Below are 15,240 nucleotides of genomic sequence, written 5' to 3'. Positions count from 1 at the left end.
CCTTTGCCTGTGCAGGCCCGGTTATAAAAGTCGCTGCCCGGAGGAATAGACTGGGGTAATTAAGACGGTGGTGAGGGGTACTTCATTGGAAGAACGTTCGGCGTCAGCGCCAACGGCACAGGAGGAAAAAAATCCTGCCGGCATGCAAGCCGGTGCGGCACCTTCTGCGCGCCCGGGCTCATTGGTACCTGTCGATAACTCAGGATCCCGCCCCACGTTTCCCGGCCGCCGGGAGCGCACACGCTCCCGGCTTGCCCGCCTGACCGGACGGGGAACCGCCACATACTCACCCATCCTTGAGCCGCTGCTGCGGACCGTACGCGCCAACAACCCCAAAGAGGACTTCGACCTCATCCAGCGTGCGTTCGACGTCGCCGAGCGCAGCCACCGCGGGCAAAAGCGCAAGAGCGGGGATCCGTACATCACCCACCCGGTGGCTGTGGCCACCATCCTTGCGGAACTGGGCCTCAGCGGCACCACACTGGCAGCCGCCCTGCTCCACGACACGGTCGAGGACACTCCCTACACCCTGGCGGACCTGAAACGGGACTTCGGGCCGGAAGTGGCCATGCTGGTGGACGGCGTCACCAAGCTCGACAAGGTCAGCTTTGGCGAGGCCGCACAGTCCGAGACGGTCCGCAAAATGGTCGTGGCCATGGCCAAGGACATCCGGGTCCTGATGATCAAGCTGGCGGACCGGCTGCACAATGCCCGCACCTGGCGCTTCGTATCGGCTGAATCGTCCGCCCGCAAGGCCCGCGAAACCCTGGAGATCTTCGCGCCGCTGGCGCACCGGCTGGGCATGAACACCATCAAGTGGGAACTTGAGGACCTGTCCTTCGCTGCGCTCTACCCCAAGGTGTACGAAGAGATCGTGCGGATGGTGGGGGACAGGACGCCGGAGCGGGAGAAGAGCCTGGGTGTCATCCGTGACCAGATCACTGAGGACCTGCGCGCTGCCCGGATTAAAGCCACCATCACCGGCAGGCCCAAGCACTACTACTCCATCTACCAAAAGATGATTGTCCGCGACAAGGACTTCGACGACATCAACGACCTCATGGGCGTCCGCGTCCTGGTGGACTCGGTCCGGGACTGCTACGCCGCCCTGGGCACCCTGCACTCGCGCTGGAACCCCCTGCCCGGCAGGTTCAAGGACTACATCGCGATGCCCAAGTACAACATGTACCAATCCCTGCACACCACGGTGATTGGCCCCGGCGGCAAGCCGGTGGAAATCCAGATCCGCACGCACGAAATGCATCGCCGGGCGGAGTACGGTGTTGCGGCGCACTGGAAATACAAGGACCAGCCCAACCGCACCGCCGTCGGTCCCGGAAGCCCGCGCGACGGAGACATGGGGTGGCTGCGCTCACTGGTGGACTGGCAGCAGGAAACGTCCGATCCCGGCGAGTTCCTGGACTCACTGCGTTTCGAAATCAATGCGCGCGAAGTGTTCGTGTTTACGCCCAAGGGCGAAGTCATGGCGCTCCCGGCAGGATCGACTCCCGTGGACTTCGCCTATGCCGTGCACACCGAGGTGGGCCACCGCACCATCGGCGCCAGGGTCAATGGAAAGCTGGTTCCGCTCAACAGCGAGCTGAACCACGGCGACTGGGTGGAGATTTTCACCTCCAAGGCCGAGGGGGCAGGTCCCAGCCAGGACTGGCAGCATTTCGTCAAGAGCGCCAGGGCGCGCAACAAGATCCGCCAATGGTTCAGCAAGGAACGCCGCGAAGAGGCAATTGACCGCGGCAAGGAACTGCTGACCCGTGCCATGCGGAAACAGAACCTTCCGCTGCAGCGGCTGATGACGCACGAGGCCCTGGCCGCCGTGGCCGAGGAATTCAAGTACGCGGACATCTCCGGCCTGTACGCCGGTGTGGGCGACGGGCATACCTCCGCCCAGTCGGTCATGGAGAAACTCATTGAAAGCCTGGGTGGCAACGAGAGTGCCGATGATGACGTCGAAGAGGTCAGCATCCCCACCCAGGTCAGCAAGGCCCGCTTCTCCGACTCCGGCGTCGTGGTCCGTGGAGTAGGCGATGTATGGGTGAAGCTGGCGCGCTGCTGCACGCCCGTTCCGCCGGACCCGATCCTTGGCTTCGTGACCCGGGGATCCGGCGTGTCCGTGCACCGCACCGACTGCACCAACATCTCCGACCTGAAGGACCAGCCGGACCGGATCGTGGACGTGGACTGGGCACCCACCCAGTCGAGCGTCTTCCTGGTGGAAATCCAGGTTGAGGCCCTGGACCGGAAATCCCTGCTCTCGGACGTGACGCGGGTCCTGTCCGACAACCATGTCAACATCCTTGCTGCCAGCGTCCACACGTCCACCGACCGGGTGGCCATTTCAAGATTCGCTTTCGAGATGGGCGACCCCAAATACCTCAGCCACGTCCTGAGCGCCGTCCGCAGGATCGACGGGGTTTTCGACGTCTACCGCACCACCGGGAACAAGCGCCGGAGCTAGCAGGGCAAGCTTTTCCAAAGCAGCCCGCTTGTGCGGGACCCTTGGGGTGGCCTCAATGGCGCGCACCAGCAGGCGCAGCCTGACATCCTGCTGCGGCCGGGCCAGCAATCCCGCCAGGGCGGGGACGGCCCGTTCGGCATCCACATGCAGGGCGATATCGAGTGCGGTCCGCAGCGGGCTGGAGACCATCAGTCCGCCGAGGCTGATCACATCGAAGGGCCCGAGCTTCACTTCGTGCAGCGTGCAGCCCCGGGTGTTCCGGAGACTGGACACCCTTCGCTTGGCGTCCACCAGCAGCGCCAGCCTCTCCGGTTCCGCTGCGCAGCCGTAGATCCAGGCCGCCGTCATGCGCCCGGCGACAACACGTTGCCGTATGGCCGCCGGGACGATTCCGGCTGCTGCCCTGGCCCGGAGCTGCGGCGATGCCGGTATTCCGGGGAGGGTGTAGCCATGCTGGTGGAAGCGGGCCAACAGCCCGTCGGCCGCCAGGGACTGCAACTCGGGAGCGGCGAAGGGCACGCCGGGTGCGTACAGGTCGGGAAAACGCGGCGGCGCGGCCGCCTCCCCAACGTTTGCCTGACAGCCCGGCCGTACGCCGGCAGCGGTGGCTTCCCTGCCGGGACCGGCGGCGGAGGGGATTGGAGATGAGGCCATGCCTTCATCCTGCCCCGACGCCGTTAACAGGCACAGGCCCGGCCCGGAGTATGTGGATAACACCCGGACCGGGCCTGTGCCCGTCAGTTCACGACAGAAAAATCAGGCAAGCTCGCTGGCGGAACGCTGGATCTGGTCGAGCCATGCCTGGCGTGCCTCGAGTGCTTCCTGGGCGGCCTTGATCTTGCGCTGGTCGCCGCTCTTCTCAGCCTTGGCAAGGTCTTCCTGGAGCCCGGCAATTGCGGATTCCAGCTGCGAGAGCGCGCTGTTGGTGCGTGCCTTGCGCTCGGGGTTGGACCGCTGCCACTGCTCTTCCTCAGCGTGCCGCACGGCGTCTTCAACCTTCCGCAGCCCGGCCTCGACCCGGCCCATGTCCGCGCGGGGAACCTTGCCGGCTTCCTCCCAGCGGTCACGAACGGACTGAAGGGCTTTCTTGGCCGCTGCCAGGTCCTTCACCGGCAGGATGGCGTTGGCCTCGGCCAGCAGCGCCTCCTTTACCGTGAGGTTTGCTGCGTACTCCTGGTCGATCTCCTCGTTGGCAGCCTGGCGGGACGTGAAGAAGACGTCCTGGGCGGCGCGGAACCTTGCCCAGAGCGCGTCGTCGTCCTTGCGGCTTGCCCGCGGTGAGGCCTTCCACTGGTCCATCAGCCGGCGGTACTCACCGGCAGCGAAGCCCCAGTCGGTTGATGTGGAGAGTGCCTCAGCCTCGGCAATCAACTTCTCCTTGGCGGCCTTCGCGGCAGAGTTGTTGCTGTCCAGCTGGGAGAAATAGGCACGGCGGTGCCGGTCGAAAACGGTGCGGGCGGCACGGAACCGCTTCCACAGGGCATCTTCGTTGCTGCGGCCCAGGCGGACGCCGCTCTTCTGGGCCGTCTTCCAGTTCTCGAAGAGCTCGTTCATCCGGGCGCTGGAGGTCTTCCACTGCGTCTGCGCCGGATCCTGGCCGGAGATTTCCTCTGCTTCAGCGACTATGGCTTCACGTGCTGCCAGCTCGGCGGCACGCACGGCGTCGTGCTCCGCCTTTTCGGCCTTTTCCAGCTCGGTGATCTGGCCTGCCAGCGCGTCCAGGCGCGCCTCCGCTGCACGGAGGTCGCCCACCATGTTGCGCTCGGCGAGCTGTTCCCGCAGGTGCGTCACGGTCTTCTGCATGTCGGTGCTGGGTGCCTTGGAGCTGACCCGCTGCTCCAGCAGGACGATCTGGGCCACGACGTCGTCGTACTTCCGCGCGAAGTAGAGCAGCGCTTCGTCGTCGCTGACACCCGGGTACTGGCCCACGGGGTGTTCGCCACCGTCGATGCTCAGGTAGACGTGTCCGTCCCCCTCCACCCGGCCCCATTTGGAGGCTTCGGCAACGGACGTACCAGGTGCAGCCGGAGCCGTAACCGCGGCCGGAGCGGCAGCGGCAGGCTTGGGACGCGACGCGAACGCTGCCGGTGACGGTGCAGACGGCCGCGGAGCGGGGGCAGGAGCCGGGGCAGGTGCGGAGGTCTCCGCTGCGGCGGTCCCTCCAGCCTGGTCTTCAGCGCCGTGGTCTTCGGTGGCCAGGGCCCCGCTGGCCGGGTCCCCGATGGCCTGGCTTTCGGCGGCCTGGGCTTCGTCAGCCTGCCCGGTGCCCTCATCGGAAGCGGCGGCTTCAGGGGTCACGGGGGACTGCCCGGCATTGGCATCAGTACCGCCAACCTCGGCCGGAGCCGCTGCTTCGGTCATGTCTGTTGCTGTTTCGTCGGATTTCTGACTGTCTGTCACCGCTAAAAGTCTTTCGCTTGGAGGGAAATACTCACTTACTGCACCGCGGCCTGGCCGGCCCGGCTTCCTACTTCAGAGAGAACGAGTCTATCGTGACTGGTTGTTTTGGCGCGCCGTCCGTGTCGCCGGCTCCCGGGGTGATGCCTGCGGCAGCGATGTTGGATACAACATCAAGCCCGGATGTCACCTTCCCCACCACGGTATAGCCGCCGGCAGCATCGGCCGGAATGACCGTGTCCTTGTAGACAATAAAGAACTGTGTCCCGTTGCCGTACGCGTTGTTCCCCGTGCGGGCCACGGCGATGGTGCCGGCAGGGTAGGTGTTGTCTGCGGGCGTGTTTTCCAGCGGACCCCACGTGTAATTAGGGTCGCCCTGTCCGTCCCCGTTGGGGGAGCCGCACTGCAGCACGCCGAACTGGTCCGCAGTGGTGAGCCGGTGGCATGACTTGCCGTTGAAATAGCCTTGGTCGCTGAGGGACTTGAAAACGGCTGCTGCCTGCGGAGCCTTGGTCCCGTCCACTTCCACGCCGAGCGCGCTGCCGTTCAGCAGCAGTTCGCCGGTGAACGTCTTGCCCGCCGCCGTGTCCGCGGACGGGATGTTGGGCCCGTTGGTGGCCGGCGCCGAGGGTGTCGCGGAGGCGCTTGCAGAGGTGGATGGTTCCGTCAGTCCCGCCTGCGCGGCGGCATATTCGTCCTCAGTGGGGTTTCCGGCGAAGGCGGTGAGCTGGAGGACGACGGCGAGCAGCACGGCGGCGGTTCCGGCGCCGGCGGCCACGAGGTTGTCGCGTTTCCGCCGCTTCTCCTGGTCGCGCCGGAGCTCACGCTTGGCTTCCATCTGCTGGATGCGCCGTTTTGCTTCGCGTGCACTGCGTGAACTGGCCGCCAAGGGTCCTCCTCGTCGTCGGGCTGCTGGTGCCCGGCGGTTGGCCGCGGGGCGCAGGTGTTAAGGGCCAGGCCGTGCGGGTCCGCCGCATTAGAGATGCACACGGATGACGCATAAACTGGCTGCCGCACATAGTTTATGCATGGCTGGCTGTGCTGCCGCCGAACGACCGCCGTTGCGGGCGCGGCCGGCAGCTCCGGCGCACCTTCCATTCCTAAGGAGAACCTTCCCCATGGCACGCACCGCCTCCCTGTCCGGATTCCCCGAGTGGCTTCCCGAGGAGCGGCTGGTGGAGCTGCATGTGCTCGATACCCTGCGCCGGGTTTTTGAACTGCATGGTTTCACCTCGATCGAAACCCGCGCCGTGGAGACGGTGGGCCAGCTGCTGCGCAAGGGCGAGATCGACAAGGAAGTGTACGGGCTCAGCCGGCTCCAGGAGGACGAGAGCGAGAACCCCGTTAAAGCCGGCAAGGCCGATCCCCACGCGCTTGCCCTGCATTTCGACCTGACCGTTCCCTTCGCCCGGTACGTGGTGGAAAACGCCGGCTACCTGGCCTTCCCCTTCCGCCGCTACCAGATCCAGAAAGTGTGGCGCGGCGAGCGGCCCCAGGAAGGCCGGGCCCGCGAGTTCACCCAGGCGGACATCGACGTGGTCGGCGACGGCGAGCTTCCGTTCCGCTACGACGTCGAGATCGCCTTGGTCATCGCCGAAGCACTCAGTGCGCTGCCCATCCCCGATTTCCGTCTCCGGATCAACAACCGCAAACTGGCGGAAGGCTTCTACCGGGGCATCGGACTCGATGACACCGCAGGCGTGCTGCGCAGTATCGACAAACTCGAAAAGATCGGTCCGGCAAAGGTGGCCGAACTGCTCAAGACCGAGCTCGGCGCAACCGACGAGCAGGCTGCCAAGGCGCTTCAACTGGCTGCCATCCGAACGGAAGATACGTCCTTTGTGGACCAGGTCCGTGCCCTGGGTGTCAGCAGCGAACTCCTGGACGAGGGCCTGGACGAACTGGAGCAGGTCATCGATGCCGCCGTGCAGCGGGCGCCCGGCAAGGTACTGGCGGACCTCAGCATCGCCCGTGGCCTGGACTACTACACCGGCACGGTGGTGGAAACCGTCCTGGTGGGCCACGAACAGTTGGGGTCCATCTGCTCCGGCGGCCGGTACGACGCCCTGGCGTCGAAGGGCAACCGCAAGTTCCCGGGCGTTGGCCTCTCCATCGGCGTCACCCGCCTGGTGTCCCGGATCCTGAGCCAGGACCTGGCCAAAGCCTCCCGCTCTGTTCCCACTGCAGTGCTGGTGGCCCTGAACCATGACGACAGCTGGGGCACTGCCCAGGATGTCGCCGCCCTGCTGCGCAGCCGGGGAATCCCCACCGAAGTGGCTGCCAAGGCCGAGAAGTTCGGCAAGCAGATCAAGTTCGCGGACCGCCGGGGAATCCCGTTCGTCTGGTTCACGGACGAGGGCGGCACCCACCAGGTCAAGGACATCCGCACCGGCGAGCAGGTGCTGGCCGCCCCTGAAACCTGGATGCCGCCGCTGGAGGACCTGGCAGTGCAGGTTGAGACAACCGCGGCCGCCGCGGCGTCGGTCTAGCCGGGCGCTTATGTCCGGTGCCGGTGCTGCCGGAACCGCAGCACCAGCCAGCGCCCCACCACGCCGGCGGCAAGGACTGCGGCCATGGTCAGCACCGACGCAGCCGGCAAAGTGAAGGCCAGTACCACGCAGCCCACGAAACCCAGCGCGTTAAGCCACCGGGGAGCGTAGCCGGGATGGGCGGAAAGGGTGAACGCTGACGCGTTGGCTACCGCGTAGTAGACCAGCACGCCGAAGCTTGAGAAGCCCACGACGGTCATCACGTTGGTGGTCAGGAGCAGCAGGATCACGACGGCGGCCACGGCCAGTTCGGCGACGAACGGAACGGTGTGGGGACCGCCCACCCTGGCCAGAGGCCCTGGAAGATCGCGCTCCCTGGCCATGGCCAACGTTGTCCTTCCCACGCCCGTGATCAGCGCGAGGAGTGCGCCCAGGCACGCGGCCGCTGCTCCTGCCTGCACCAGCGGTGCACCCGCTGCCAGCCGGCTGTCCAGCACTGCGTCCAGCAGGGGAGTGCCTGTGGACCCCAACCGCTCTCCGAGGTGGGCCTGCAGGAGCAGTGCCAGCAGCAGGTAAATGGCGAATGCGCCCGCCAGGGCCGCCAGGATGGCGCGGGGGATGGCACGCGCCGGATTCCTGACCTCCTCGCCCAGCGTGGCGATCCGGGCATAACCGGCAAACGCGAAGAACATCAGCCCGGCGGCAGGCAGGACGCCCTCCACCCCGCCGGAATGCGCGCCTCCCGGCAGTGGCGCGGGGTGCGGACCCAGCACGGCGGCGGTGCCAACGAACACCAGTGTTGCCAGGACCAGGCACAGCAGGATCCTCGTCAGCAGGGCTGTCCTGGTGATGCCCAGCAGGTTGACGGCGGTGAGGGCCACGACGGCGGCCACGGCAACCGGGACGGCGTAGTCCTGCGCCACATAGCTGCCGAACGTCAACGCCATGGCCGCGCAGGACGCCGTCTTGCCCGTGACGAAACCCCAGCCGGCCAGGAAGCCCGGCCATTCGCCCAGCTGTTTCCGGCCATAGACGTAGGTCCCGCCGCTGGTGGGGTACTTGGCGGCGAGGGCTGCCGATGCCACGGCGTTGCAGTACGCCACCAGCCCGGCAACAGCCACGGACAGGACCAGCAGATTCCCTGCCAGTGCCGCGGCCGGGGAGAACACCACGAACACCCCGGCACCCAGCATGGAGCCCAGTCCGATGGCGGTGGCATCAAAGGTTCCCAGCCTGCGTTGCAGCTGCTGCGGTTCGCTCATGCGGCGGCAGTCCCTTTCCAGCGGGTAAACTCGGACGGGATCGTTCCCGCAACGATCATATTGACTTCCCACTGTTTTCCCGCAGAAAGGCGTGCTGTGCTGCGCACACATGACCTCGGATCCCTTCGCTCCGAGCACATTGGACAAACCGTAACCCTGGCCGGCTGGGTGGGCCGCCGCCGTGATCACGGTGGTGTGGCATTCGTGGATTTGCGCGACGCTTCGGGCGTGGCCCAGGTGGTGGTCCGCGAGGAGGAAGTGTTCCACGGACTGCGCAATGAATACGTCCTGCAGATCAAGGGCACCGTTTCCAGGCGTCCTGAAGGCAACGAGAACCCGGCGCTGGCCACGGGCGAAATCGAGGTCATCGCCGAGGACGTCACCGTCCTCAACACCTCCGACCCGCTGCCGTTCCAGATCGACGAGCACGTGGAAGTCGGCGAGGAAGCGCGCCTCAAGCACCGCTACCTGGACCTGCGCCGTCCCGGCCCCAGCCGCAACCTGCGCCTCCGCTCCGAGGCAAACCGGGTGGCGCGCGAACTGCTCCACCATGAGGGCTTCGTGGAGATCGAGACGCCCACGCTGACACGTTCGACGCCGGAAGGCGCCCGTGACTTCCTGGTTCCGGCACGCCTGGCTCCGGGGTCCTGGTACGCGCTGCCGCAGTCCCCGCAGCTGTTCAAGCAGCTGCTGCAGGTGGGCGGCTTCGAAAAGTACTACCAGATTGCCCGCTGCTACCGGGACGAGGACTTCCGCGCGGACCGCCAGCCGGAATTCACCCAGCTGGACATTGAGGCCAGCTTCGTGGACCAGGACGACGTGATCCGGCTGGGCGAAAACATCGTCAAGGCGGTGTGGCAGCTCATCGGCGTCGACATCCCGACGCCCATCCAGCGGATCACGTACGCCGACGCGATGGCGCGCTACGGCTCGGACAAGCCGGACCTGCGCTTTGGCCAGGAACTGACCGAGCTCACGGATTTCTTCAAGGACACCAACTTCGGCGTCTTCAAGGCACCCTACGTTGGGGCCGTCGTCATGCCCGGCGGCGCGTCGCAGGCACGCCGTGCCCTTGATGCCTGGCAGGAGTGGGCCAAGCAGCGCGGCGCCAAGGGCCTGGCGTATGTCCTCTACAAGGAGGACGGCGAGCTCGCCGGACCGGTCGCCAAGAACCTCACCGAGTTCGAGCGCGCCGGCCTGGCTGACGCCGTGGGCGCCAAGCCCGGGGACTGCATCTTCTTCGCCGCGGGTGAGAAGACGCCGTCGCGGGCCCTGCTGGGTGCTGCACGCGTGGAGATCGGCCACCGCACCGGCCTGATCGATCCCAACGCCTGGGCTTTCTGCTGGGTGGTGGACGCGCCGATGTTCGAGCCCGCAGCAGCCGCTGTTGCCTCCGGTGACGTCGCCGTCGGCGGAGGGCAGTGGACCGCCGTCCACCACGCATTCACCTCGCCCAAGCCCGAGTTCCTTGACACCTTCGACAAGGATCCGGAATCGGCGCTCTCCTACGCCTACGACATCGTGTGCAACGGCAACGAAATCGGCGGCGGCTCCATCCGTATCCACCAGCGGGACGTGCAGGAGCGCGTCTTCGAGCTGATGGGCCTGGACAAGGAGGACGCCCAGACCAAGTTCGGCTTCCTGCTGGAGGGCTTCAAGTACGGCGCCCCGCCGCACGGCGGAATCGCCTTCGGCTGGGACCGCGTGGTCTCGCTGCTGGCGGGCGTCGAGTCCATCCGCGACGTCATCGCCTTCCCGAAGTCCGGCGGCGGCCACGACCCCCTCACCGATGCCCCGGCCCCCATCACGCCGCAGCAGCGCAAGGAGGCAGGCGTGGACTTCAAGCCGGAGGCCAAAAAGCCGGAAGTGAAGAAGCCCGAAGAGAAGCAGTAGCATCACGCAACGCTGCCGCAAGGCAGCGGCCAAGGGAGGTTCCCCGGATCACCGGGGAACCTCCCGCCTTTAAGGAAGGAGCTGTCAGTTGTCCGCCCCGGGCAAAAGTGAACCCGCACCACTGGACCTCGAAGCCGCCATGGATGCCGCCTGGCCGGCCCTGGAACGGTACGACGCCGGGGGCTGGGTCCTGCGCGCAGCAGGCGGAGTGACCCAGCGCGCCAACTCCATCTGGCCGCGTGCCGTCACCGCGGATTTGCAAGGTGACAGCCTCCGGGGCCTGCTCGCCGACGCCAGGTCCTGGTACCGCAGCCGCCGGCTGCCGGTCATCTTCCAGCTGTTCGACACCCCCGCAACAGCCGCGCTGCACGACCTGCTCGACGCTGAAGGCTTCACCCGGCAATCCGGGACCGTGGTCATGACCCGCGGCCCGATGACTGGAGGAACCGCGGACGCTGCCGTTGAAGTTTCCCGGGAACCCTCCGCGGACTGGCTGCGCGTCTGGTGGGAGGTGGACGGGCGCGGCGGGGAGGACGCCCTCGCCATCGCCCGGGAAATCCTGCTGGGCTGTCCTTCGATTTACGCGCTTGTCCGTGACGGAGCCGGGCTGCCCGCCGCCGTCGGGCGCCTCGCCCTTCCCGCCGGAAGCGCCCAGGGCGGGCTGTACTGCATGGCCACCCGGGCTGAAGCGCGCCGCCGCGGCTACGGAACTGCTGTCCTCCAGTCCTTGCTGCAGGCCGGTGCGGAGCAGGGGGCGGGGAAGTACTGGCTCCTTGTCACCGCCGCCAACCATGGGGCGCAGGCGATGTATGCCAACGCCGGGTTCACGGAAGCCGGGCGTTACCTGTACCGGCAGGAACGCCCCCGCCGCGCCCTGACAGGCTGCTGACCAGGCAGCAGCCGTGCGCTATCCGGATGCGTCGGTCACCGTGATCCGGACCGAGCAGGCGTCCACCGCGGCCTTCTTCAACACGGCGGCCCGGGGCTCGGCGACGTCGAGCCACGCGAGGCGTGGCAGGCGGGCGTAGTCACGCAGGGCCGGTTCCTGGAGGACAAGGTCGGCCAGGGGCCGGTCGCCGCCGGGCACCAGGTACTCGAAGGCCGCACTACGGAACACGTCCGCCGCCTGGCCGGCGACGGCCGCAACCAAAGCGTCCGCCTGGTTGGAACGGCGGCGGGCAAACCGCTGCTGGGACTGTCCGCCCGCAGCCGTACGGGACTGGACGTACCTGGTGCCTGCCTTGGATGCCAGCAGGATGCCTTCGCTTGCCACCCCTATGCCGTAACCGCCGCGCCGCACCAGCAGCAGGCCCAGCCGTCGCGGTTGGGCCGCAAGGGCGGCCAGCCGCTCCAGCGCTCCGCCGCCGCGTCCCGGGCGTCCGTCGGCCGGCCACGGCGCCTGCAGGAGCGCTTCGGTGCCGTCGGCCGCCACCAGGCGGAGGCCGTCGTCGTCATCCTGCAGCCGGTAACCGCCATGCGAGGCGCCGAACCGGTCGGCCCAGCCCGGCAGCCGGCTGCCGGGAACGAACGCGGTGCGGACGGACGGCGGCCCGCCGTGGGCAACGGTGGCAGGCATGGGAGTTCCTTTGGTGTCAGGGCCGGGCGGAAGACGGAGGCGAAAAGCAGCGGTGGACTGGAAGTAGCCTATCTATGTGGATGATCTCTTCGGGCACGGACCAGAAAACGACGACGACGACGGTCCCGTCTCCGGGGCAAGCACCGGTTCCGGGGGCCAGGGTTCCAGGGGGCAGGGTTCCCGTAGCCAAGGTTCGCCGCGCAGTCCGCTGGCCGTCCGGATGCGGCCCCGCACCCTGGACGAAGTGGTGGGCCAGCAGCACCTGCTCGGCCAGGGTTCGCCGCTGCGGCAGCTGGCCGCAGGCGCCGGGGCGGACAGTACGGGCCCGGCCGGTCCCACCTCCCTCATCCTCTGGGGGCCGCCCGGTACGGGAAAGACCACGCTGGCGCACGTCATCGCGCGCGGACCGGGACGGAAATTCGTGGAACTGTCCGCCATCACCGCCGGCGTCAAGGACGTCCGCCGCGTCATGGACGACGCCCTGACGGCCAGGGACCTGTACAAGACCACCACGGTGCTGTTCCTTGACGAGATCCACCGCTTCAACAAGGCCCAGCAGGACGCGCTGCTTCCCGGCGTCGAAAACCGTTGGGTGGTCCTGGTGGCTGCCACCACGGAGAATCCTTCCTTTTCGGTGGTCTCACCCCTGCTGTCCCGCTCCCTGCTCCTCACGCTCAGGCCGCTGACGGATGCCGACATCGAGGGCCTGCTGGTGCGGGCCGTCGAGGACCCGCGCGGGCTGGGCGGGAAGGTCCGGCTCAGCGACGAATCGCTGGAACACCTGGTCCGGCTGTCCGGCGGGGACGCGCGAAGGGCGCTCACTGCATTGGAGGCTGCGGCCGGCGTCGCCTTCGGTGACGCGGACGACGTCGAACGTTCCGTGGGGGAGGAGGGTGCAGCTGCTGAGCCGGTCACCGCTGAGCCGGTCACCGTGGAGTTGCGCCACACCGAGCGTGCGCTGGATGCGGCCGCCGTCCGCTATGACCGTGCCGGTGACCAGCACTACGACGTGGCCAGCGCATTCATCAAGTCCATCAGGGGCTCGGACGTGGATGCTGCCCTGCATTACCTTGCCCGGATGCTTGAAGCCGGGGAGGACCCGCGGTTCGTGGCGCGGCGGATCGTCATCTCGGCGGCAGAGGATGTGGGCATGGCCGACCCCACGGCGCTGCAGACCGCCGTGGCCGCGGCGCAGGCGGTGCAGCTGATCGGGATGCCGGAGGGGCGGATCATCCTGGCTGAGGCCGTGGTCCACCTCGCCACCGCGCCAAAATCGAATGCCGCCTACATGGGCATCAACAAAGCCATCGCGGACGTGCGCGCGGGACTCGGCGTCGGCATTCCCGCGCATCTGCGGGATGCGCACTACCCGGGCTCCAAGCAGCTGGGACACGGCGTGGGGTACAAGTACGCCCACGACGCCCCGCACGCGGTGGCAACGCAGCAGTACCCGCCGGACGACCTGGTGGGCCGGGACTACTACCAGCCCACCGGCAACGGAGCGGAACGGGACATCGCCCAGCGGCTGGAGCGGTTGCGGAAGATTGTGCGGGGCAAGTAGCCGCCATGGTAGGCTGGATGTTCGTCTGGCAAGGCACGGACGCACAATCTCCCCAATTCGTTGAGAAGGTTATGCCCTGCGCCCAGTAGCAAAAGGCAGCGGTTGGCCGATGCTCTCCATCGTGGAGGCCAGTAACACTGACACACCGCAGATATTGGAAGGACACTAGTGGCTAACAACACTCGTGCTCGCCGTCAGGCCCGCCTCTCGCGGTCCCTCGGCATCGCTCTGACCCCCAAGGCCGCCAAGTACATGGAGCGCCGCCCGTACGGCCCCGGTGAGCATGGCCGTGCCCGCAAGAAGCAGGACTCCGACTACGCCGTACGTCTGCGCGAAAAGCAGCGTCTGCGCGCCCAGTACGGCATCCGTGAAGCACAGATGACCCGTGCCTTCGAAGAAGCCCGCCGCACCAAGGGCCTGACCGGTGAAAACCTCATCGAGCTGCTCGAAATGCGTCTCGACGCCCTGGTCCTGCGTGCCGGCTTCGCCCGCACCATCGCCCAGGCCCGCCAGCTGGTTGTGCACCGCCACATCATGGTTGACGGCGTCCGCGTTGACCGCCCGTCGTTCCGCGTCGGCGAGGGCCAGCTGGTCCACGTCCACAGCCGCAGCGAGACCATGGTTCCGCTCCAGGTTGCCGCAGCCGGCGCACACCGCGACGTCCTGCCTGCCGTTCCGGCCTACCTGGACGTCAAGCTGGAAGCCCTGCAGGCACGCCTGGTCCGCCGCCCCAAGCGTTCGGAAATCCCGGTGACCTGCGAAGAGCAGCTCGTCGTCGAATTCTACGCACGCTAAATCCCAGCAGCGTATCCAAAGAAGCCCGTGGCACGCGCCGCGGGCTTCTTTGTATGTAAGGTACTTGGGGGACATCTGCGCAACGGGCATTCCGTCACGCCGCGGATGGGGCTCAATCACAGAATTTCGAGGAGATGAACGTCTATGACTGGTGGCGATATTGCCGGCCTGATCGCTGCCGGGGTGTTCGCGCTCCTGGTGCTGCTGCTCGCGGTCCCCATCCTGAAGCTGGGGAAAGTCTTCGACGAAGTGCGGACTGCCATCAGGTCCATCAGCGACGGCGCCACGCCCCTGATGGATGAGGTAACGGCCACCGTTTCCACCACCAACCAGCAGTTGAAGAAGGTGGACGGTATCGCGTCCAACGTCTCCGACGCATCCGCCAACATTTCCGCCCTGTCCTCGCTGGTGGCCGCCACGGTGGGCTCGCCGCTGATCAAGGTTGCGGCGTTCAGCTACGGCGTGCGCAGCGCCGTCGCCAACCGCCGGAAGCCCGCTGCCGGCCGCCGCAGCCGCTAGATTCGAAGAGAACGAATATGAAAAGAATTGTCTGGATGGGAATCGGCGTGGCCATTGGGGTCATTGCCTTCCGCAAAGTGAGCCAGGCCCAGTCCACTCTTGGACCTGAGGGCCTCAACCGTGCGGTAGGGCGTCTTGCCGACGGGGTGTACGACTTCGCGGATGCCGTCCGCGCAGGGATGCGCGAACGGGAAACCGACCTGCGGACCGCCCTTGGCGTCGAGTCCGCGGAACTGGTCCGCCGCTGAGCCCGCGGGGCACAACCGGCACCA

13 protein-coding genes are annotated in these 15,240 nt (G+C 67.1%); 8 read left to right on the top strand and 5 right to left on the bottom strand.

Annotation, left to right across the window (positions count from 1 at the left end; genetic code table 11):
- The first annotated feature begins 85 nt into the window (after window positions 1-85).
- Entirely contained in the window at window positions 86-2,476 is a 2,391-nt protein-coding gene (locus LDO86_RS10690; protein ID WP_026265777.1) for a bifunctional (p)ppGpp synthetase/guanosine-3',5'-bis(diphosphate) 3'-pyrophosphohydrolase, read from the top strand.
- Here LDO86_RS10690 and LDO86_RS10685 read toward each other — a convergent pair.
- The 3 genes from LDO86_RS10685 to LDO86_RS10675 all read right to left on the bottom strand — a co-directional run bounded on the left by LDO86_RS10685 (window position 2,357) and on the right by LDO86_RS10675 (window position 5,762).
- Window positions 2,357-3,130, bottom strand: coding sequence for a type IV toxin-antitoxin system AbiEi family antitoxin (locus LDO86_RS10685; protein WP_224083976.1), 774 nt, complete (start codon window positions 3,128-3,130; stop codon window positions 2,357-2,359). The two genes, LDO86_RS10690 and LDO86_RS10685, sit on opposite strands and share 120 nt — an antisense overlap.
- Before the next feature lie 102 nt (window positions 3,131-3,232).
- Window positions 3,233-4,876, bottom strand: a complete 1,644-nt coding sequence (locus LDO86_RS10680) for a DUF349 domain-containing protein (protein ID WP_026265776.1) — start codon at window positions 4,874-4,876, stop codon at window positions 3,233-3,235.
- 67 nt (window positions 4,877-4,943) lie between these two features.
- The gene (locus LDO86_RS10675) at window positions 4,944-5,762 is read right to left on the bottom strand and encodes a peptidylprolyl isomerase (RefSeq protein WP_018769330.1); all 819 of its coding nucleotides are present in this window, start codon (window positions 5,760-5,762) and stop codon (window positions 4,944-4,946) included.
- A 229-nt stretch (window positions 5,763-5,991) separates the two neighbouring features.
- Here LDO86_RS10675 and hisS point away from each other — a divergent pair, with 229 nt between their 5' ends.
- Complete coding sequence (hisS, locus tag LDO86_RS10670) at window positions 5,992-7,362, top strand: histidine--tRNA ligase (RefSeq protein WP_224083975.1); 1,371 nt, start codon at window positions 5,992-5,994, stop codon at window positions 7,360-7,362.
- An 8-nt stretch (window positions 7,363-7,370) separates the two neighbouring features.
- Here hisS and LDO86_RS10665 read toward each other — a convergent pair whose 3' ends face one another.
- Complete coding sequence (locus LDO86_RS10665; RefSeq protein ID WP_018769328.1) at window positions 7,371-8,624, bottom strand: APC family permease; 1,254 nt, start codon at window positions 8,622-8,624, stop codon at window positions 7,371-7,373.
- A gap of 96 nt (window positions 8,625-8,720) precedes the next feature.
- Here LDO86_RS10665 and aspS point away from each other — a divergent pair, with 96 nt between their 5' ends.
- Entirely contained in the window at window positions 8,721-10,517 is a 1,797-nt protein-coding gene (aspS, locus tag LDO86_RS10660) for an aspartate--tRNA ligase (RefSeq protein WP_018769327.1), read from the top strand.
- Window positions 10,518-10,656: 139 nt separating this feature from the next.
- Entirely contained in the window at window positions 10,657-11,406 is a 750-nt protein-coding gene (locus LDO86_RS10655; protein WP_043424957.1) for a GNAT family N-acetyltransferase, read from the top strand.
- Between the two features lie 18 nt (window positions 11,407-11,424).
- On the opposite strand, the gene LDO86_RS10650 is transcribed toward LDO86_RS10655, so the two are convergent.
- Window positions 11,425-12,093, bottom strand: a complete 669-nt coding sequence (locus LDO86_RS10650) for an acVLRF1 family peptidyl-tRNA hydrolase (RefSeq protein ID WP_018769325.1) — start codon at window positions 12,091-12,093, stop codon at window positions 11,425-11,427.
- 76 nt (window positions 12,094-12,169) lie between these two features.
- Here LDO86_RS10650 and LDO86_RS10645 point away from each other — a divergent pair, with 76 nt between their 5' ends.
- The 4 genes from LDO86_RS10645 (at window position 12,170) to LDO86_RS10630 (ending at window position 15,216) form a co-directional block, all read left to right on the top strand.
- Complete coding sequence (locus LDO86_RS10645) at window positions 12,170-13,654, top strand: replication-associated recombination protein A (RefSeq protein ID WP_018769324.1); 1,485 nt, start codon at window positions 12,170-12,172, stop codon at window positions 13,652-13,654.
- 168 nt (window positions 13,655-13,822) lie between these two features.
- Complete coding sequence (gene rpsD, locus LDO86_RS10640) at window positions 13,823-14,449, top strand: 30S ribosomal protein S4 (protein ID WP_009357431.1); 627 nt, start codon at window positions 13,823-13,825, stop codon at window positions 14,447-14,449.
- 144 nt (window positions 14,450-14,593) lie between these two features.
- Complete coding sequence (locus tag LDO86_RS10635; RefSeq protein WP_018769323.1) at window positions 14,594-14,968, top strand: DUF948 domain-containing protein; 375 nt, start codon at window positions 14,594-14,596, stop codon at window positions 14,966-14,968.
- Window positions 14,969-14,985: 17 nt separating this feature from the next.
- Window positions 14,986-15,216 (top strand): DUF6167 family protein, encoded by a 231-nt coding sequence (locus LDO86_RS10630; protein WP_222430050.1) that lies wholly within the window; start codon window positions 14,986-14,988, stop codon window positions 15,214-15,216.
- Window positions 15,217-15,240 lie beyond the last annotated feature (24 nt).

The organism is Arthrobacter sp. StoSoilB19 (assembly GCF_019977275.1).
Classification (GTDB): domain Bacteria; phylum Actinomycetota; class Actinomycetes; order Actinomycetales; family Micrococcaceae; genus Arthrobacter.
This window is presented reverse-complemented; position numbering and strand designations above follow the sequence as displayed.

Excerpts from the sequence above, each read along its gene's own strand:
- hisS (WP_224083975.1), top strand. The coding sequence starts at position 5,992 with ATGGCACGCACCGCCTCCCTGTCCGGATTCCCCGAGTGGCTTCCCGAG.
- LDO86_RS10650 (WP_018769325.1), bottom strand. The coding sequence starts at position 12,093 with ATGCCTGCCACCGTTGCCCACGGCGGGCCGCCGTCCGTCCGCACCGCG.
- LDO86_RS10655 (WP_043424957.1), top strand. The coding sequence starts at position 10,657 with ATGGATGCCGCCTGGCCGGCCCTGGAACGGTACGACGCCGGGGGCTGG.
- LDO86_RS10665 (WP_018769328.1), bottom strand. The coding sequence starts at position 8,624 with ATGAGCGAACCGCAGCAGCTGCAACGCAGGCTGGGAACCTTTGATGCC.
- LDO86_RS10635 (WP_018769323.1), top strand. The coding sequence starts at position 14,594 with ATGACTGGTGGCGATATTGCCGGCCTGATCGCTGCCGGGGTGTTCGCG.
- LDO86_RS10685 (WP_224083976.1), bottom strand. The coding sequence starts at position 3,130 with ATGGCCTCATCTCCAATCCCCTCCGCCGCCGGTCCCGGCAGGGAAGCC.
- LDO86_RS10630 (WP_222430050.1), top strand. The coding sequence starts at position 14,986 with ATGAAAAGAATTGTCTGGATGGGAATCGGCGTGGCCATTGGGGTCATT.